This window comes from Mesorhizobium sp. LHD-90 (assembly GCF_030929505.1).
Taxonomy (GTDB): Bacteria; Pseudomonadota; Alphaproteobacteria; order Rhizobiales; family Rhizobiaceae; genus Kumtagia.
In genome coordinates, this window is sequence record NZ_JAVFVV010000008.1 from 1 (window position 1) to 18,067 (window position 18,067).

Genomic DNA, 18,067 nt, shown 5'->3' on the forward strand with positions numbered 1-18,067 from the left:
TCGCGAGGGCCTGCCGCGACCACGACCTCAAACACATCCGCACCAAGCCGTATACGCCAAAGACCAACGGCAAGGCCGAACGCTTCATCCAGACCGCGCTCAGGGAATGGGCCTACGCCGTCGCATATCCAACTTCAAACCACCGAGCCGGTGAACTTCCCATCTGGCTTCACCGATACAATTGGCATCGCCCACATGGTAGCCTAAAGTCCAAAACACCAATCAGCCGCCTCGGACTAACCGAGGACAACCTCTTGAGGCTCCACAGTTAGCGCGAGATCGCCATATGCAGTCACTCCCACACCAGATCCGCCCCCATCTCTCTTATCGCCTCGTCCTTCGACACCAGCGTCAGCCCCTCCACCACCGCCTGTGCCGCGAGCATCCGGTCGAACGGATCGCGATGTTCTGGGCCATACGACCCCGCCCGTATGGCATGCACGGCGGACAGCGGGAGAAGGTCAAACCCCTCCGCCGCCACGACCGCGTCGAATGCGCCGACCAGAGGCTCCACCTCCGGCCTGCGCCCTCGGTGATGCTTGTAGGACATTTCGTAGGCCGACACCGCGCTTGCGAACACCCGCACGTCCGGATTGGCAAGAATGTCCCGAACCCCTGGCGGCAGGAGTTCGGGAAAATAGACCCACCAGAACAAAGCGTGGGTATCGAGCAGATACCTCACCGGCCGCCCGAATATTTGCCCTCCCAGGCGTCAATTTCGTCCTGCTCCAGGGGCTGATCGAACAGGTCGGGCGGCATGCTGCCGCGCAGATACGCGAACCGCCCTGGCACGCGCGGCTTCTTCTCGACAGCCGGCGCGACCGTCGCAACTGCCTTGCCATCGTGCATAATCGTGAACTCCCTGCCTGCTTCCACCGCTTCGCGCAGCCCTCGCATGTCGAATTCAGCTTGCCGGTCCTCGGCAAAGCCCCCCGGCTCATTCATGCTCGTTTCGCCAACCATCTCCACCGGCACCAGCTTCACCGCCGGCTTGTTGCGGCGGGCGATAAAAATCTCGTCCCCCGCCTCGGCACGGGCGACGAGGTCGGAAAGCTGCGTCTTGGCGTCGTGCATGTTGATCGTGGCCATGCGGAAAATATAGCTAAGAACTTAGCTAGATACAAGCGGCGTGTTGCCCATCCCTTTATGCTGGGTCGAGTGCAATATACGACAGGCCCTGGACGAGTGCCTCTTCGACAAGACAGCCACCGTCTTGCGGCTGCAGCACGGATGCCCCAATTAACGCCCATGGATGGCGAGGCGAACAACGAGCGTCGGGGCTGGGGCGTGTCCGCCTCCGTCATCGTGCATGCGCTGATCGCCGCGCTCGTCATTTTCGGGCTCCCGACCCTGCCGCAGCCGCAGGAAGAAGAAGTCGTATCGGTAACGCTCGAGCCGCCGCCGAAACCGCCCGAACCGGCCAAGGCCGCCCCGCCACCACCGCCGCCGGTCGCTGAACCGGCCAAGCCGCCACCGCCGGCGCCGGAACGGGCGGCCGCTGCCCCAATTCCCGCACTCAATCCCGTCGTGAAATTCGGCGAAAAGGATGCCGGGCCGCGCCAATCGCTCGCCGGCGCGGGCGCCGAGGACAATCCGGACCCGCCATCCGCCGTCACGGACGAACCGAAAGCCACGGACGAAGCCAGGTCTGAACGCCCGGACAAGGACGAAGACCTGCCGGCCGCCGAAACCGGAAACGAAACCGCTGAAGCCGCAGAACCCCAACAGGCGACCGGCAAGGCCGACGAAAACACCGGCAGCGCCGCCGACCAGTTGGTCGCGACCGCCACCACCGCTCCGGACAAGGCTGCTCCTCCGGCACCGCCGCCGACACCCGGCAAGGCGAAGACTACGTCCGAGCCCAGGCTGAAAGAGGCGCGGCAACTGTTCTCACGATCCGCCAACGGCGGCCCGAGAGCGACAACGGCGATGGCGAACACCCCGCGCAGCATCCGCGCCGGCCGGCTCTGCGTGACTGAGCTGCGCCTGCAACTGCTCAACGGCGGCCACTTTCCGGACCTGCTGCCGTCCTACAGGCTGGAAGACGGCACGGTTCTCGCGGTCCAGCGCTCGGCCTACCGCCGCGCCGGCGGCGCATGGCGCAATCTGAGCTTCGAATGCCAGGTCGATGCGGACGCAACCAGCGTGGTGTCATTCGCCTTCCGCGTCGGCGAACCGATCTCGCGCGAGGAGGTGGAGCGGCGCGGCCTACCTTCGCAATAAAACTCAGGCGCCACGCCGAAACTCGGTCCGGCCAGCGCCGGCGTGGGCTCCGTCGAACACTACTCATCCGACCTCGCTTCGCTCGGTCGCCACCCTGGCCCGAGCCTCGGGTCTCGGCTAGTCCTTCGGACCCCACAAGCGGAGAAGGTGGAGCCTCGAAACAGCCTCGCCGCAGATCGCCGACGTCGACCAGATTTCCCCTTCTCCCCTCGTTGGAAAAGGGCTCCGAAGGCGTCGCTGTCAGGAGCGATGCTGCTAGGTTGGCATTTCAGGTGTCACGGTCCGCCTCCTGGTGGTAGTTTCCCGCACCGGAACGCATCAGGAGGAGAGCACATGCCGGAAAAAACCGGAAAAATCCGTGCCGGCATGGGCGGCTGGACTTTTGAGCCGTGGGAAGGAACATTTTATCCCGAAAAGCTGGCGAAGAAGAAGCAGCTCGAATACGCCTCCCGGCAGGTGCCGACCATCGAGGTCAACGGCACCTATTATTCCGGCTTCACGCCGGCCACCTATGCCAAGTGGAACGCCGAGACGCCCGACAATTTCGTCTTCTCGATCAAGGGCAATCGTTTCGTCACCAACCGGAAAGTGCTGGCGGAAGCCGGCGAGTCCATGGCGAAATTCTTCGCGCAGGGGCTGGAGGAACTCGGCGAAAAACTCGGGCCGATCGTCTGGCAGTTCGCGCCGACCAAAAAGTTCGAGCCCGACGATTTCGAGGGCTTTCTCAAGCTGTTGCCCGACAAGCATCAGGGTCGTCGGCTGCGGCACGCGCTTGAGGTCCGCCACGGCTCCTTCGCCGTACCCGAATTCGTGGCGCTGGCGCGCAAACACAAGATGGCGATCTGCTATGCCCACCATCACGACTATCCGGAATTCGCCGACGTGACGGCAGATTTCGTCTATGCGCGGCTGCAGAAGGGCGAGGATTCGGTGCCGACCGCCTACACGTCAAAAGACCTCGACCGCTGGGTCGAGCGCGCCAAGGAATGGGCCGGCGGCGGCCAGCCGGACGATCTGCCGCTCGCCGATCCGGGCAGCAAGCCTGAGCGGAAGCCGCGCGACGTGTTTGTCTACATCATCCATGAAGGCAAGCTGCGCGCGCCCCAGGGCGCCATGGCGTTCATGGAGCGGGTCGGCGGGACCTGAGCCCCGACCCGGCGGAGCACGTCCTTCAACGACGGCATCTCGGGATTTTTGCGGCCCGGCTGCGACAAGATGCACACTTCATTCATCATGATCTGACAGTTCATTTGGGCAGCAGGCCGCCTTGGGGCAAGGCAAGGGCATGACGCTCGACTACAACTCCCTGTTGATCGCTCTCGGCTTTTCCGGGGCATGCCTTGCGGCGACGCTGCTGATGAGCTGGCTCGTGGCCAGGACGGAGCTGTTCCTGCTCACCTGGGCGGCCGGTGTCGTCCTCATCGTCTTCTACGTCGTGCTCTACGCCTTCTACGTGGACGATCCAAGCCCGCTGCTGGGTGCGGTCTGCTACATCGCCCTGCTCACCGGCCTTTCCGCCTTGCTCGGCGCGGCGCGGCAGTTTCGTACCGGGCGTTCCCCGTTGAAACCGGCGATGATCGGCGGCTGCGTGCTGATCGCGCTGGCCGTTCCGCCGATCCTGATGGGATATGACGGGCTGGGTTTCATGGCCGAAAACATCGCCGCGGCGGCCTTGTTGTCGGCGACCGCCTACGAATACTGGCGCGGCCGGGCGGAAGCGCCGGGCCCGATCCTCGGGTTGTCCGTGCTTTATGGCGTCGTCGCGTTCGGCTTCGTGCTGTGCGCCGGGGTCTTGATCTGGGATGGAAAGCTTGTGCTCGGGCAGGCGCCGCAGAACTGGGCGGAGGACGTGTCGCTGGCGGTCAACATTGCCGGCATGACCGGCATAGGTGCGTTGTCGCTGGCTCTCAACCACTGGCGCGCCGCCGGCAAGCATCGCAACGAAGCGCGCACCGATTCCCTCACCGGTCTGCTAAACCGCCGCGCCGTATTCGATCTGCACAGCCCGGTTCCGATGCGGCAGTTCTCGGCGGTGATCGCCTTCGATCTCGACGACTTCAAATCGATCAACGACCGTTTCGGCCACGCCGCCGGCGACAGCGTGATCCGCAGCTTCGCCGAGGAACTGTCGAAAGCTGCCGGGCGCGCCGACAGCGCGGCGCGGCTTGGCGGCGAGGAGTTCGTGCTGGTCGTGTCGCGCACCTTGCCCGAGCGCGCGGAGCAGCTTGCCGAGCGCATCCGCGCAAATTTTGCCGCCCGCCAGATCGACACTGACCAGGGCATTCTGGCCTGCACGGTCAGCGCCGGCATTGCCTTCGGCACGGAGGCGGGCGCCAGCTTCGAAAGCGTGCTGCGGCTGGCCGACAAGGCGCTCTACTCGGCCAAGAGCAAGGGGCGCAATCAGGTGGCCATGCGGCACGTCCGGCTGGTGAAGTAGCCGCGTCCTATTCCCCCTCGTCCGAGCGATAGCCGGCTCGTGCCGCACCGTCCCACGGCGTTGTATGGTTGTCGATCCGCATCTGGAAAACGAAATAGGTGGGCGAGCAGAAACCCACACCCTTGATCTTCTTGACGCCCGGCGTGTCGGGCGGGAACTGCTGGCACATATAGTCCTCGCGGCAAAACATCTCGGCGGAGCAGGTCGGTCGATTGCCGCGCACCACCGCGCCGCCAAGGCACTGGTCGAAATTGTTGGTGGCGACGCAGAGATCGAATTTCTTGCCGCCGGCCAGGCCGCAGATCTCGCTGGGTAGCGGCTGGCCCGCCCTGAAGGCAGCGAAAGTCCGGTCGCGGTCGTCGCAGGCGCGGTAAGCGAGCCCGCCCGGCACGCCGATCTTGGGCGGCCGGCAGGTGTAGCCCGTGCGCGAGATCGTCTTGTCGAAGGCGGCGAACTGCCCGGTGATGTTCATGCGGTCGTTGAAGGGCCGGCTCTGATCCGTGGCGATCTCGCCCGCCATGCAGGGATGGCCTGAAAACATCTTTGGCGAACTTTGCGGCAGCAGGCATTGCGCCAGCCGAAAACGGCCGTCGGAGGTTCCGGCGAGCGGCGTGCAGACGGTGCCGGCGCCGCAACTCCAGCTATCGCCGAAATTTTTCGCCTCCTCCGCCATCATGCACGGCATGGCTGCGCCCGCCGTTTCATACGCCGGCTTGCCGGCCGACCAGTCGGCCGGCGGCGCGGCGGATAGCGGCCGGAACCGGTTCGGCTCCGCTCCACTCGCCACCGCGGCAAGATAGGCCGTGCGGCGCGGCAACTCCGCGTGCAGATGCGGCGAGATGCCTACCTCTATGCTGTTCAGCGGCGACGTCGACGCATCGTCCAGCCCGATGACATGGAATCCAGCCGTCGAACCGGACTGATGGCAGCCCTGGCAAGCGCCGTTGTCGAGACGGTCAAGCAGCGCCTCCGGCGAACGCACCAGCCGGCCGGCCGAGAAGTCGGGGCGGGAAAAATCCGCCGGTTGGAACAGGCCGGAGAACGGATGGTTGACGGCGCGCGCGCTGCCGAAGGTCGAATAGGACACGACTTTTCGCGCCAGGAACCGCTCAGGGATTTCGTAGACGCCGGTGTCGATGGCCGAAACGTTCTGCAGGACATAGTCCGCCAGCGCGGCCTTCAGCCCGGCATCGGCCAACAACCGCGCGGTGTCGACCGTGTTCTCCAGCGGCACCTCCGAAGCAGCGTCGCCCTTCACGGCGAAGATGCGCATGAGATAGGCCGCCTGGCCGCCGAATTCGGTTTCCTGGCCCGAGGGGAAGCGCACCACCTGGGCGTTCACCTCGAGCTGGCGAAACGTCAGCGCGTCGCGCTCCAGCGGCCCGCCCACCAGCCAGCCGATGTCGGCGGTCTCGTCCAAGCCCGGCGTCCAGCGCGCGGCGACGCCCTGGCACGAACCGTCGGCGTCCGGCGCAATGTCGAACACCGCGTTGAGATTGAACGGCAGGCGCGACGCCAGCACCTTGCCCTTGCCGTTCTTGCGAAAGGCGTAGGCCAGCCGGTAGACGAAGCGCGCCTCGCCGCAGCCGGTGCTGCCCTTGAGCGCAAGGAAGTCGCGACGGTCGACGCGGTTGACGACGCCCACCAGCCGGAAGGCCGCCGCCTTGGTCTTCAGCCAGCGCATGTCGATGATGCGCCCGACATTGCCGTCGGTGACTTCAAAAAGCTGCCGGCCGCCCTCCTTCATCTCGGCCCGCAGCGCGCCGACGTCGGCGCCGATCGTGTCGACGATCGACTTGTAGGCCGGCGCCTCGCGATAGAGTGTTTCGAGATCGGCGGCGCCTTTTTTGCCGAACAGATCGCCAAAACCGTAGCCGCGCTCCTCCAGCCGGGCGAGCAGTCCTCTGTCGTCCAGGAAAAGCACCGACCCGCCGGCAAATGCCGGCATCATCGTCGCCAGTAGAAGAACAAGAACGGCAAGACTTCTGGCAGGCATGAATCCCCCTGGCGGCCCGCCGCGAGTCTAGCCGAGATTTTCGGGAGCGTGCAGGTCGCGCAGCACTGGCGGCAGTGCCTGCGGCAAATCCTCGGCGATCAGCCCGGGCCCGAAACGTTTTGCAGCCTCGGCATGCATCCAGACACCGGCGCAGGCAGCCTCGAAGGCCGGCATCTTTTGCGCCAGCAGGCCGGCGACGATGCCCGACAGCACGTCGCCGGAGCCGGCCGTCGCCAGCAGCGGCGTACCGTTGGTGTTGATGGCTGCGCGTCCGTCCGGCGTGGCGATCACCGTGTCCGGTCCCTTGTAGATGATCGTGCCGCCGATCCTTTTGGCCGCAAGCCGGGCACGTTCCAGCTTCGACGGCACCTTTTCCTCGGAAATGTCCGGAAACAATCTTTGGAACTCGCCCTCATGCGGGGTGATCACCAGTTCGGCCGGCCGGCCGCCCGGCGGCGGCAGCAGATCGGGCACGCGGGCGAGCGCGGTGAGCGCACTGGCGTCGATCACCACCGGCGCGGGATGCTCCCAGCGTCCAAGCAGCCGGAACAGGCTTCGCGCCGTCTCGGCGTCGGGCGACAGGCCGGGGCCGTAGACCAGCGCCGCCGGACGCCGCTCCGCCAGGAACGCCAGCACCTCGCCGACGGTGTCGGCCTTGCGCTGCATGATCGAGGTGAGGTGCGCGGCGTTGACAGCCAGCGCCTCCAGCGGTGAGAGCAGCGTTACCGCCCCCGCCCCGGCGCGAGCGGCGGCCATGGCCGACAGCCGCGCGGCGCCGGTCGCGGTGGCGCCACCGCAGAACACCGCGACATGCCCGCGCGAATATTTGTGGGCGTCGACGCCGGGGCTGGGCAACGACCGTTGCCACAGCGCCGGTCGGTTCTCGAAGCAAGCGGCACCCACCGATGCGACGATCGTGTCAGGGATACCGATGTCGGCGACCACGACCTCGCCGCAGGCAAGTTTTCCGGGAAGAAGCAGGTGCCCCGGTTTCGGGCGCACGAAGGTCACGGTGACCGCGGAGCGAAACGCCGCGCCCAGAATTTGTCCGGTCGCGCCGGAAACCCCGCTCGGCAGGTCCACGGCGACCACCGGCAAGCCCATCTGGTTCGTCAGATCGATGGCGCGCCGCACATTGCCGTCGGGCGCGCGCGCCAGCCCGGCGCCGAACAGCGCGTCGACGACGATCGTCCCGGGCATGGGCGAGAACGCCGCGAGAGGCTCTGCGGCGACCGTGCATTCGGCTGCGGCCAGCGCGGCATCCGATCCGGCGCGCGGCGGGCCGTCGGCAAAGACCGCAACCGCGGCGCCCGACCGTCGCAGCAGTTCGGCCGCCACGTAACCATCGCCGCCATTGTTGCCCGGACCGCAGAGCACGTCGACCCGTGTCACGCCGGCGAGACGCGAAAACACCGCGTCCGCCACCGCCGCCCCTGCCCGCTTCATCAGCGCCAGCCCGTCGAACGGGCCGGCGGCAATTGCGCGGCGGTCGCATTCGGCCATTTCGTCGGGTGTCAAAACTTCAAGCGCCATTGACTGCTCCGGCCGGTTCGGTGTCGGATAGCACAGGAGGAGCAGCGAACGAAGCGCGAGGGGCGCCTGCCTAATTTCTAGGCAAAAAACCCAAAATATAGGCTGATTAAAAATTAGTCATCCGGCCATATTGGCCGTAAAGGCAGCAACCTGAGAACGCGGCGCGATGAGTCGAGGCCGGTTGATAGGACTTGCTCGGAAATGAGACGCATCGGCGATACCGCCGATAACTGGCACGGAACGTGCTTAGGGTGTCGGGTAAGCGGGCCGGCGAGTTCCTTGCCCTTTGACTGGAGGCCGAAATCAAAATGAAGAAGATTGAAGCGATCATTAAGCCGTTCAAGCTCGACGAGGTGAAGGAAGCGCTTCAGGAAGCGGGCCTGCAGGGCATCACGGTCACCGAGGCAAAAGGGTTCGGGCGGCAGAAAGGCCACACCGAACTCTACCGCGGCGCCGAATATGTGGTGGACTTCCTGCCCAAGGTGAAGATCGAGGTGGTGCTGGGCGACGACGCGGTCGAAGGCGCAATCGAGGCGATCCGCAAGGCGGCGCAGACCGGCCGCATCGGCGACGGCAAGATCTTCGTCTCCAACATCGAGGAAGTCATCCGCATCCGCACCGGCGAGACCGGCATCGACGCGATCTGAGCGCCGGGCGTCAGACCTTTTCGAAATCTATTCTTTCAAAACGTCAAATCAGGGAAAACGCCACATGACGACAGCCAAAGACATCATGAAGCAGATCAAGGACAACGACGTGAAATTCGTCGACCTGCGCTTCACCGATCCGAAGGGCAAGCTTCAGCACGTCACAATGGATGTCGCAGAGGTTGACGAGGACATGTTCGCCGATGGCGTCATGTTCGACGGTTCCTCGATTGCCGGCTGGAAGGCCATCAACGAAAGCGACATGGTTTTGATGCCCGACACGGACACAGTCCACATGGACCCGTTCTTCGCGCAGTCGACGATGGTCGTTCTGTGCGACATCCTCGACCCTGTCTCCGGCGAGTCCTACAACCGCGACCCGCGCGGCACCGCCAAGAAGGCCGAGGCCTACATGAAGGCGGAAGGCGTCGGCGATACCATCTTCGTCGGACCGGAAGCCGAGTTTTTCGTGTTCGACGACGTCAAATACAAGGCAGATCCCTACAATACCGGCTTCAGGCTCGACTCGACTGAACTGCCGTCCAACGACGACACTGACTACGAGACCGGCAATCTCGGCCACCGGCCGCGCGTCAAGGGCGGCTATTTCCCGGTTCCGCCGATCGATTCTGCCCAGGACATGCGCTCCGAGATGCTGACCGTGCTCGGCCAGATGGGCGTGCGCGTCGAGAAGCATCACCACGAGGTGGCGGCCGCCCAGCACGAGCTCGGCGTGAAGTTCGACGCGCTGGTGCGCAACGCCGACAAGATGCTGATCTACAAATACGTCGTGCACCAGGTTGCCAACGCCTACGGCAAGACGGCCACCTTCATGCCGAAGCCTATCTTCGGCGACAACGGATCGGGCATGCATGTTCACATGTCGATCTGGAAGGACGGCAAGCCGACCTTCGCCGGCAACGAATATGCCGGCCTTTCGGAAAACTGCCTGTTCTATATCGGCGGCATCATCAAGCACGCCAAGGCGATCAACGCCTTCACCAATCCGCTGACCAACTCCTACAAGCGGCTGGTGCCGGGTTATGAAGCGCCGGTGCTGCTCGCCTACTCGGCGCGCAACCGCTCGGCCTCCTGCCGCATCCCCTTCGGCTCGTCGCCGAAGTCGAAGCGCGTCGAGATCCGCTTCCCCGATCCGGGCGCGAACCCGTATCTGGCGTTCGCCGCGCTTCTGATGGCCGGCCTTGATGGCATCAAGAACAAGATCCATCCCGGCCAGCCGATGGACAAGGATCTCTACGACCTGCCGCCGAAGGAGTTGAAGAAGATCCCCACCGTGTGCGGCAGCTTGCGCGAGGCGCTGCAGAGCCTCGACAAGGACCGCGGCTTCCTGAAGGCCGGCGGCGTCTTTGACGACGACCAGATCGACGCCTATATCGAGCTGAAGATGGCCGAGGTCATGCGCTTCGAGATGACCCCGCACCCGGTCGAGTATGATATGTATTATTCAGTGTGAGGCGAGAGCTTCGCTGATAGCCGCTCAGGCGGACAAATGGCCCCGGTGGAAACGCCGGGGTTTTTTGTTGCGGGTTGGCGGCCGATCGACAACCGCCTGCGCCATGCCCCTTGACTAAGTTGTCCCCGAAGTGTCGGGGCGTGGCGACCGCCTTTGCCCGCGCGTGACATTGTCGGCGATCAGGTTGGCGACCTGTCCAGGATGGGTCGAGATCATGAAATGCGCTGCACCGCCGATCGCCTTGAACGTCGCACCCTCGATCGACACGCTGACAAGGCCGTTGGCACGGCAGATGGCAGGGTGGCTGCTGCCGCCGACGACCACGGAGACGGGAACATCGATAGCCGCCAGCGTTTCCGGCGCCAGCGGGTGATCGTACGCACTCGCCCAATCGAGCATGTTGACCAGCGTCGTCTCGACGGCATAGGCGCGGACTTTCTCCGGCCAGGACGCATAGGTCCCCTCGCCGCCGTAGAAGTCGATCATCATACGGATCGCCTCCCGGTCACCGCCGCGATAGGCGGCGAAATAGGCGTCGGTCATGTCGCGGAACGCGCGATAATGCGCGTGCTCATGACAATGGCGCAGCAGGGAGGGCAGCGGCGCCTCCAGCACCGTCAAGCTGGCGATCTTCACGCGCTTGCGCGTGGCGACAATCAGCGCCACCGCGCCGCCGAAGGAGTGGCCGACGAGATGCACTTGGCCACCGGCCCTGCCGACGACAGCCTCCAGCATCTCGACCTCGCGCAACACGGAAGAATCGCTTTCGGTCCGCCGCTCCGCGGTCGCGCCATAACCGAGCAGGCTCGTCGTCACGAAACGGAAGCTGCCGTCAAGCACCTTCATTACCGGGCGCCAAGCCGCGCCGGTGCTGCACGATCCGGGCACCAAGACGAGCGTCGGACCCGACCCGCGCTCTTCATATTCGATGTGTCGGTGCGCTTCCTCGATCATGTCGTGCTCCACAGGACGGCCTTTGCCCGCACGAACACGTCTTGTAGGAGGCGGCTGTTGCGGGACGACGCTGCAAGGGTGCCCATACTGGAAACGGCCCGGTTACAGACGAGGCCGACAGCAGCGACGGCGGCCATCGGGAAGCAACGGAAAATCGACCACGACGAATCAGCCGCTAACAGATACGCGACCGATCCGCCTCAAGGGCCGCTCCTTCATGGCGCTGACGCTTTCGCCGGAACTGCCGTCGATGGATGACTCACGAGGCTCGACGATCTAGCAGTGCGCCCGACCGGCTTCTTCCTCGGGCGGCCGGTGGTGCTCGACGTCGACAATCTCGACATCAACCGGTCGCAACTGACCGAGCTGCTCGCCGCGCTCGCTAGGCGTAACGTCTGGGCTGATGGGCGTCGAGGGCGCGCGGCCGTCGCTGCTCGGCCCCGGCATGCCCCCAACGCTGCGCGACGGCGGACCGCATCCGAGGGTCCTGGAGGCAGGCCGCCCTGCTCACACCACCACGAAGTCGGCCGCCGTCAGCGCCGGCGATCCGATGATCGTGGCGAAGCGGACATTGCCGAATACAGTGCCGGAGCCGTCGGCATCGTAGAGAAGCGCTCCCGTGTCGGAATTGTAGATAATGCGGTCGTCGGCGTCCTTGACCCCCGTGGCCGTGTCCTTGAACGCGACCGGATCGAGCGTGCCCAACCCCGCCAGCGCCGTGAAGATCGCATCGTCGAGCTGGATCGTGTCGTCGGCGACAACGAAATCGGCGATGCGGACGATGTTGGTGGGCCCGAGCGCCGTCGAGAAGCGGAAGTTGTCCGCCCCGCCCATGCCGTACAGCAGGTCCTCGCCGCCGCCGCCGTCCAGCGTGTTGGCGCCGTCGTTGCCGCGGACTAGCTGGACAAGCTCGTTGCCGGTCAGGTCGACCGCGTTGGTGCCCAGCAGCGAAGTGGTGTTCAGATATTCGACATGGGCTCCGGCGGTCAGCACGAAGTCCACCGCCGCGCTCACCCGGTCGGCGCCTTCGCCGTCGAGTTCGACGATTACGTCGCCGAAATTGTAGACCTGGAAACCGTCGTCGCCCTCGCCGCCGATCAGCGTATCGGCGGCGCCCGCGCCGCCATCATGCAGAATGTTGTCGCCGTCATTGCCGCGGATGGTCTGGGCGAACCGGTTGCCGGTCAGGTTTACCGAATAGGTGGCGTTCAAGGAGGTGGTGTTGAGCAGTTCGACATGGACGCCCTTGGCGAGCACATAGTCGACGCCGGCAGCGACCCGGTCGGTGCCTTCGTCGGCCTTCTCGACTATGACGTCGGCGGAATTGTAGACGACATAGGTGTCGTTGCCGGCGAGGCCGGCCATCTTGTCGGCGCCACCGACGCCGCCGTCATGCAGGGTGTTCTTGCCGGCATTGCCGACGATGGCCTGCGACAGAGTGTTGCCCTTGAGGTCGATCGCCGCCTTGCCGGTCGACGAATTGGTCGACAGGATCTCGATGTCGTCGTCGGTCGAAAGCGCGAAACTGACTAAGGCGGCAACTCGGTCGGCGGCGCCGTTGCCGGCCGTCTCGATGATCGAGTCGCCGGCATCGTCGACGAAATAGAGGTCGCTGCTGATGCCGCCAGCAAAGATGTTGTCGATGCCGGCGGTTCCACGCAAAATGTCGCCGTCGCTGTCGAGGCCGGCTACGGTGACGGTCACCGTGGCGGTGTCGCCGTCGGCCAGCGTGTAGGTAAAACTGTCGTCGCGGATGATGTCGTTGGCGCCCGAGGCAGAATCCGCCAGATCGTCGAAGGCGCCATTGGGGTTGTAGCTGAAGGTGCCGTCGGCATTCATCGTCAGCAGCGCGCCCGACGCCAGCGTTGTCGCGACGCCATCGGTAAAGGCCGCGCCGTTCACCAGCGCCACGGTGAGCGCCGAATCGGGATCGGTGTCGAGGCCGGAGCCATTGTTGCCGAAGACGCTGCCGCCGCCGATCGCCGTCGCCTCGTCGGTGACAAAAGCGTCGTCCTGCGCAACACCGGGGTCGTCCACCGCATTGACGGTCAAGGTGAAGGTCTGGCCCAGTGTCGTGCCGCCCACGCCATCCGAGACCGAGAAGCCGAATGAGGCGGAGGTCGTCTCGCCGCCATTGTGGGTATAGGAAATCAGATTGGCGTTGATGTCGGCCTGGGTGAAGGTCGAATTCAATCCAAGCGCCACGCCGTTGCGGAACAGCGTGCCGTTGGTCACGACCGAGGTGACCGTATAGGTGATCGCCGCATCGCCCTGTTCGGCGTCGTTGAAGTCCAGCAGGCCGGCGCCGATCGTCCCCGAGGCGCCTTCCGCAAGCGTCAGGCCCAGATTGGCTGCGACCGAGGGAGCGGTGTTGGCCGTCGCCGTGGTGAAGTTGAGGAACTGCGCATCGGTGATGCCGACACGCTGGAGCCCGTCCAGCCGGCCGAAGGTCATTCCGTCGGCGTCGACGATCGCCCCGGCCTCGAACTGCAGGTAGTAACCGGTGCTGCCGGCAAGCGTGGTGGCGAAGTCGATGGTGAGGGTCGCCGTGCCCGACCCCGTCACCCGCGCGTCGTTGCCGGCAAAGCTCTCGACGATGGCATTGTCGGACACGCGGCGAAGCGTGATGTCGCCAGCCCCGGTGAAAACGGCTTCGTTGAAGGTGAGGGTGACGTTCGCGCTCGTCGAGACCGAGCCGGCATTGTCGGCCGGCGTCGAGGAGACGAGGCGGGGCGGGGCGCCGTTCTGCGTATAGGTGGAGTGATCGCCCGCGCGGTAGAGCAGGATGTCGATGTCGCCGTCAGCGTCGAAGTCGGCGATCTCCATATTGTTCGGACCCACGGCCGGGATGAAGGCAAGTCCGGCGAATGGCGTCGTGGAGAGGTCGGTCGTCAGCGTGTAGCTGCCGCTGCCATTGTTGCGATAATAGGCCTCGGCGCTGCCGTTCCAGAACAGCATATCGACGTCGCCGTCGCTGTCGAAATCGCCGACGACGGTCGTGGTGGGGTCTGAGCCGTTGGTCGACAGTGCAGCGAAAGGCGAAGCCTGCTGGCTGTAGCTTCCCCCATTGTTTCGCAGATAGACGAACTGATCGGTATCGCCCCTGAAGAAGAGGATGTCCTGGTCGTTATCGCCATCGAAATCCGCAACCCGCGTGCTCTCCGGGCCCCAAGCGGGGACGGGGACGCCCGCGAAAGGCGTCAGGGACATGTCGGTGATGCTGGTAAACGCGCCCGAGCCGTTGTTGCGGTAGTAGATTTCCTGGGTCCCGTTCCAGGCAACGAGGTCGACGTCGCCGTCGTTGTCGAAATCCCCCGGCAGGAAAATATTCTGGGTCGCGCTCGTGAGCCCCGCGAAGGGTGACGTTCCCGCAACGTAATGTGCGCCGTTGTAGGTGAGGTACGTGTGGGTTCCGTTGGCGAAGTAAAGGATGTCGCGGTCGCCATCGTTGTCGAAATCTGCGAGGACCGTATTGGACGGTCCGTAGTTCGGCGCCGCGGACAGCCCCTCGAAAGGCGTCCCGGTCAGATTGGCGAAGTAGGTGAGCGTGCCGTTGCCGTTATTGCGGTAGTAGGCGTCGCCCGAGCCGGTCCAGAAGGAGAGGTCGTCGTCGCCGTCGTGATCGAAATCGCCGGCCAGGAACTGGAAGGTGGTGTTGATCGAGCCGTTGGTCCCTGGGACCAGGTTCGGGAAGAGATCGCCCTCGGTATAAGAAACCGGGAGAAGCCCGGCATAGTCGGCGGCGGTCAGGGCGGATGCTTCTACCGACCCCTGCCGGGTTTCAAGCTCCCAGTCGCCGCCGAGCGCCGCCGCGCCGGTGACATCGTCGGACGCGGCGACGTCGGCTCCCGTCGCCGCCGCGAGCGCGTCAAGGAACTCCCGCCCCGCCTCGCCCCGGCCGACCGCGCAGCCATAGAGCAGAATGTCGCCGGTTTCCGTCAACGACTGTCCGATGCCGGAGAGCGCGTCGGCATGTGCGGCGATGTTGCCGGAGTTCAGCAGGCTGTCGCCGATCAGCAGCGTCCCTTCGTCGCCATGGCTGACGATGTGGATGGCGTCGATGCCGGTGCGGCCGGCGAGCGCCTCGGCGATCTGCGCGATGCCGTCCCGCAAGGGATCGATGACGACGATCTCGGCGCCCGGATCGGCGCCTTCGAGGATGGAGCGAAGGTCGTCGATGCGTCCGTCGACGAAGATCACCTCGTTGCGCGAGCCGGTCGCCGTTGCCACCTGTCCCATCGTTCATCCGCCTCCAAATTATCGCCAGCCCGCCCAGCGCACGGCCGTCTCTTTCATTGTCGGTATCCGTGACCGGAAGGGATACCGGCCAGCCCTCCGCGGACGGAGCGGACGTCAGCCGAATCCCGGACGACAACGGTTGCAGGGTGGAAGAAGAGCAAAGATGACGAGCCCCCCGGCCCCGACGCAATTTTCCGTCTCTACCACCACGAATTGTATTCGCAAAACGAAATATGGATCTGTGAAAGACTAGGGTGTGTTGAGATTCAGGCCAGGCCGAGCCGAAAATGGTGGATTTCGGCGAGGCGATCCGCAACGACGGGCACGAAGGTTGATATGGTTCATCGGCCGAGCGGCCTTAAGGCCCGAAGCACGGCGCCCGCCGAACCGACCCTGACGAGCCGGGGCGGCATCGGTGAAACTTTGCCTGTTCCCCTCGCGCCACACGCCAGGCGCCGCGACTCAGCTATCCTGCCACGATGAAGCTGAGGGAAGCCGGACCGGCTGCCTGACAAAAGCGCGACGCAAGCCTCCGTGGATAAATGCCTTTTTACGACCGAATTCCCACTTCCCGCCCATGTCGGCCCCCGGCGTTAACCATTGGTTAACCATCATGCCCCTACGGATCGAAGCAACGGAAAATTAACCGAGATGAATCAAGCCCTAACAGACACGCGACCGATCCGCCTCAAGGGCCGCTCCTTCCTGGCGCTTACCCTTTCGCCGGAATTGCCGTTCGACGGCTGGCTCGCCCGACTAGACGACCTCGCGGCGCGTTCCACGGGATTCTTCCTTGGACGGCCCGTCGTGCTCGACGTCGACAACCTCGACATCAACCGGTCGCAACTGACGGAACTGGTCGGTGCGCTCGCCAAGCGCAACGTGTGGCTCATGGGCGTCGAGGGGGCGCGGCCATCGCTGCTCGGCCCGGGCATGCCCCCCTCCTTGCGCGGCGGCCGTCCGGCTCCCGACTTCGAGACGCCCGTGACGGAGACGAGCGCCGATGCACGCGACGCAATTCCAAACGGACCTGCCGAGCCGCGGCCCGCGGATATCCAGACGATCCGGCCGGCGCAGTCCATCATCATCCGCGAGCCCGTGCGCTCCGGACAGTCGGTGATTTTTCCGGAAGGCGACGTCACCGTCGTCGGCTCGGTCGCGTCGGGCGCCGAAATCGTCGCCGGCGGCTCGATCCACGTCTATGGCACGCTGCGCGGGCGCGCACTGGCCGGGTCGGTCGGCAATGCCGCCGCGCGCATCTTCTGCCGCAAGCTGGAAGCCGAGCTGCTGGCGATCGACGGCCTCTACAAGACCGCCGAGGACATGGACGCCCGGCTGCGCGGGCAGGCCGTCCAGTTCTGGCTGGAAGGCGACGCCATCGTCGCGGAAGCATTGAACTAGCCGGCAAAAGACCGGGGGACAGGAGAGCGAAATGGCAAAAGTGATCGTTGTTACATCGGGCAAGGGAGGCGTCGGCAAGACCACCTCGACCGCCGCCCTTGGCGCTGCGCTGGCGCAGCGCAACGAAAAGACCGTCGTCGTCGATTTCGACGTCGGCCTGCGCAATCTCGACCTCGTCATGGGTGCCGAGCGCCGGGTCGTCTACGACCTGGTCAACGTCATCCAGGGCGATGCAAAACTGCCGCAGGCACTGATCCGCGACAAGCGGCTGGAGACGCTGTTCCTGCTGCCGGCCTCGCAGACCCGCGACAAGGATTGCCTGACGGCGGAAGGCGTTGAGCGGGTGATGGCCGACCTGAAGCGCCATTTCGACTGGATCATCTGCGACAGCCCGGCCGGCATCGAGCGCGGCGCCACCCTTGCCATGCGCCATGCCGACACCGCCGTCATCGTCACCAATCCCGAAGTCTCGTCCGTCCGCGACTCGGACCGCATCATCGGCATGCTCGATTCCAAGACCGCCAAGGCAGAGGCCGGGGAGCGGGTCGAAAAGCACCTGCTGCTCACCCGCTACGACCCCGTCCGCGCCGAGCGCGGCGACATGCTGAAGGTCGACGACGTACTCGAAATCCTGTCGATCCCGCTGCTCGGCATCATCCCGGAAAGCATGGACGTGCTGCGCGCCTCCAACGTCGGCGCTCCGGTGACGCTTGCCGACAGCAAGAGCGCGCCGGCGATCGCCTATCTCGACGCCGCGCGCAGGCTTGCCGGCGAAGCCCTGCCGATCACCATTCCGGGCGAAAAGCGCGGCCTGTTCAGCAAGTTCTTCGGAAGGAGGGCGGCATGAGCCTTTTCAACTTCTTCAACAAGAAAAGCTCGGCGCCGACGGCGCGCGAACGCCTGCAGGTGCTGCTCGCCCATGAGCGGGCGTCGGTCGGGCATTCCGATCTCGTGGCGAAACTCAGGGAGGAAATCCTCGCCGTCATCGCCAAGCATGTGCAGATCGACCAGGACAAGGTGAACGTCAAGATGGACCGCGGCGAGAAGGTCTCGACGCTGGAAGTCGACATCGAGATCCCGCTGAACGCGGGCGCGCGGGCGGCCTGACGCCGCCCGCTCCAGCGGCGGGCGCGTTTGCCTGACCGACAGAACGAAAGGAGACG

15 protein-coding genes and 1 pseudogene are annotated in these 18,067 nt (G+C 65.0%); 10 read left to right on the forward strand and 6 right to left on the reverse strand.

All coding sequences use genetic code 11. From position 1 onward, the window contains the following. The coding region (locus RB623_RS12530) for an integrase core domain-containing protein (RefSeq protein ID WP_308057163.1) at positions 1-272 on the forward strand (272 nt) is incomplete at its 5' end. A gap of 20 nt (positions 273-292) precedes the next feature. On the opposite strand, the gene RB623_RS12535 is transcribed toward RB623_RS12530, so the two are convergent. Further along, positions 293-682 (reverse strand): type II toxin-antitoxin system VapC family toxin, encoded by a 390-nt coding sequence (locus RB623_RS12535; RefSeq protein ID WP_308057164.1) that lies wholly within the window; start codon positions 680-682, stop codon positions 293-295. Continuing rightward, the gene (locus RB623_RS12540) at positions 679-1,089 is read right to left on the reverse strand and encodes a type II toxin-antitoxin system prevent-host-death family antitoxin (RefSeq protein WP_308057165.1); all 411 of its coding nucleotides are present in this window, start codon (positions 1,087-1,089) and stop codon (positions 679-681) included. Before RB623_RS12540 ends, RB623_RS12535 begins: the two co-directional genes overlap by 4 nt. 216 nt (positions 1,090-1,305) lie before the next feature. Here RB623_RS12540 and RB623_RS12545 point away from each other — a divergent pair, with 216 nt between their 5' ends. The 3 genes from RB623_RS12545 (at position 1,306) to RB623_RS12555 (ending at position 4,660) form a co-directional block, all read left to right on the forward strand. Further along, positions 1,306-2,223, forward strand: coding sequence for a DUF930 domain-containing protein (locus tag RB623_RS12545; protein WP_308057166.1), 918 nt, complete (start codon positions 1,306-1,308; stop codon positions 2,221-2,223). Positions 2,224-2,556: 333 nt separating this feature from the next. Beyond that, positions 2,557-3,369, forward strand: coding sequence for a DUF72 domain-containing protein (locus tag RB623_RS12550; RefSeq protein WP_308057167.1), 813 nt, complete (start codon positions 2,557-2,559; stop codon positions 3,367-3,369). A 139-nt stretch (positions 3,370-3,508) separates the two neighbouring features. Next, positions 3,509-4,660, forward strand: a complete 1,152-nt coding sequence (locus RB623_RS12555; RefSeq protein WP_308057168.1) for a GGDEF domain-containing protein — start codon at positions 3,509-3,511, stop codon at positions 4,658-4,660. A gap of 7 nt (positions 4,661-4,667) precedes the next feature. On the opposite strand, the gene RB623_RS12560 is transcribed toward RB623_RS12555, so the two are convergent. Together RB623_RS12560 and RB623_RS12565 are read right to left on the reverse strand one after the other, a co-directional pair. Next, a complete protein-coding gene (locus RB623_RS12560; RefSeq protein WP_308057169.1) occupies positions 4,668-6,656 on the reverse strand; it encodes a hypothetical protein in 1,989 nt (662 codons plus the stop codon). Between the two features lie 27 nt (positions 6,657-6,683). Beyond that, entirely contained in the window at positions 6,684-8,189 is a 1,506-nt protein-coding gene (locus tag RB623_RS12565; protein WP_308057170.1) for an NAD(P)H-hydrate dehydratase, read from the reverse strand. 308 nt (positions 8,190-8,497) lie between these two features. Between RB623_RS12565 and RB623_RS12570 the strand changes: the two genes are divergently transcribed. Together RB623_RS12570 and glnA are read left to right on the forward strand one after the other, a co-directional pair. Next, positions 8,498-8,836 (forward strand): P-II family nitrogen regulator, encoded by a 339-nt coding sequence (locus RB623_RS12570; RefSeq protein ID WP_308057171.1) that lies wholly within the window; start codon positions 8,498-8,500, stop codon positions 8,834-8,836. Between the two features lie 64 nt (positions 8,837-8,900). Then, a complete protein-coding gene (glnA, locus tag RB623_RS12575; RefSeq protein WP_308057172.1) occupies positions 8,901-10,310 on the forward strand; it encodes a type I glutamate--ammonia ligase in 1,410 nt (469 codons plus the stop codon). Between the two features lie 114 nt (positions 10,311-10,424). Here glnA and RB623_RS12580 read toward each other — a convergent pair whose 3' ends face one another. Then, positions 10,425-11,264: an alpha/beta hydrolase gene (locus tag RB623_RS12580; protein ID WP_308057173.1), complete on the reverse strand. Its 840-nt coding sequence runs from the start codon at positions 11,262-11,264 to the stop codon at positions 10,425-10,427. A gap of 217 nt (positions 11,265-11,481) precedes the next feature. On the opposite strand from RB623_RS12580, the pseudogene minC (RB623_RS12585) reads away from it, so the two are divergent. After that, positions 11,482-11,733: pseudogene (gene minC, locus RB623_RS12585) on the forward strand (septum site-determining protein MinC); the annotation flags it as partial. Positions 11,734-11,771: 38 nt separating this feature from the next. Here minC (RB623_RS12585) and RB623_RS12590 read toward each other — a convergent pair. Continuing rightward, positions 11,772-15,503 (reverse strand): DUF4347 domain-containing protein, encoded by a 3,732-nt coding sequence (locus RB623_RS12590; RefSeq protein WP_308057174.1) that lies wholly within the window; start codon positions 15,501-15,503, stop codon positions 11,772-11,774. Positions 15,504-16,154: 651 nt separating this feature from the next. Here RB623_RS12590 and minC (RB623_RS12595) point away from each other — a divergent pair. The 3 genes from minC (RB623_RS12595) to minE are packed head-to-tail and all read left to right on the forward strand — an operon-like array spanning position 16,155 to position 18,011. Next, positions 16,155-16,904, forward strand: coding sequence for a septum site-determining protein MinC (gene minC / locus RB623_RS12595; protein ID WP_308057175.1), 750 nt, complete (start codon positions 16,155-16,157; stop codon positions 16,902-16,904). A gap of 31 nt (positions 16,905-16,935) precedes the next feature. Then, a complete protein-coding gene (minD, locus tag RB623_RS12600) occupies positions 16,936-17,751 on the forward strand; it encodes a septum site-determining protein MinD (RefSeq protein WP_308057176.1) in 816 nt (271 codons plus the stop codon). Then, positions 17,748-18,011 carry a cell division topological specificity factor MinE gene (minE, locus tag RB623_RS12605; RefSeq protein WP_308057177.1) on the forward strand — a complete coding sequence of 88 codons (264 nt, stop codon included), beginning with the start codon at positions 17,748-17,750 and terminating at the stop codon, positions 18,009-18,011. The genes minD and minE overlap by 4 nt, the downstream gene beginning before the upstream one ends. Positions 18,012-18,067 lie beyond the last annotated feature (56 nt).

Coding starts and splice junctions, on each gene's coding strand:
- RB623_RS12540 (WP_308057165.1), bottom strand. CDS start 1,089: ATGGCCACGATCAACATGCACGACGCCAAGACGCAGCTTTCCGACCTC.
- RB623_RS12550 (WP_308057167.1), top strand. CDS start 2,557: ATGCCGGAAAAAACCGGAAAAATCCGTGCCGGCATGGGCGGCTGGACT.
- RB623_RS12555 (WP_308057168.1), top strand. CDS start 3,509: ATGACGCTCGACTACAACTCCCTGTTGATCGCTCTCGGCTTTTCCGGG.
- RB623_RS12560 (WP_308057169.1), bottom strand. CDS start 6,656: ATGCCTGCCAGAAGTCTTGCCGTTCTTGTTCTTCTACTGGCGACGATG.
- RB623_RS12565 (WP_308057170.1), bottom strand. CDS start 8,189: ATGGCGCTTGAAGTTTTGACACCCGACGAAATGGCCGAATGCGACCGC.
- RB623_RS12570 (WP_308057171.1), top strand. CDS start 8,498: ATGAAGAAGATTGAAGCGATCATTAAGCCGTTCAAGCTCGACGAGGTG.
- glnA (WP_308057172.1), top strand. CDS start 8,901: ATGACGACAGCCAAAGACATCATGAAGCAGATCAAGGACAACGACGTG.
- RB623_RS12580 (WP_308057173.1), bottom strand. CDS start 11,264: ATGATCGAGGAAGCGCACCGACACATCGAATATGAAGAGCGCGGGTCG.
- RB623_RS12590 (WP_308057174.1), bottom strand. CDS start 15,503: ATGGGACAGGTGGCAACGGCGACCGGCTCGCGCAACGAGGTGATCTTC.
- minC (WP_308057175.1), top strand. CDS start 16,155: ATGAATCAAGCCCTAACAGACACGCGACCGATCCGCCTCAAGGGCCGC.
- minD (WP_308057176.1), top strand. CDS start 16,936: ATGGCAAAAGTGATCGTTGTTACATCGGGCAAGGGAGGCGTCGGCAAG.
- minE (WP_308057177.1), top strand. CDS start 17,748: ATGAGCCTTTTCAACTTCTTCAACAAGAAAAGCTCGGCGCCGACGGCG.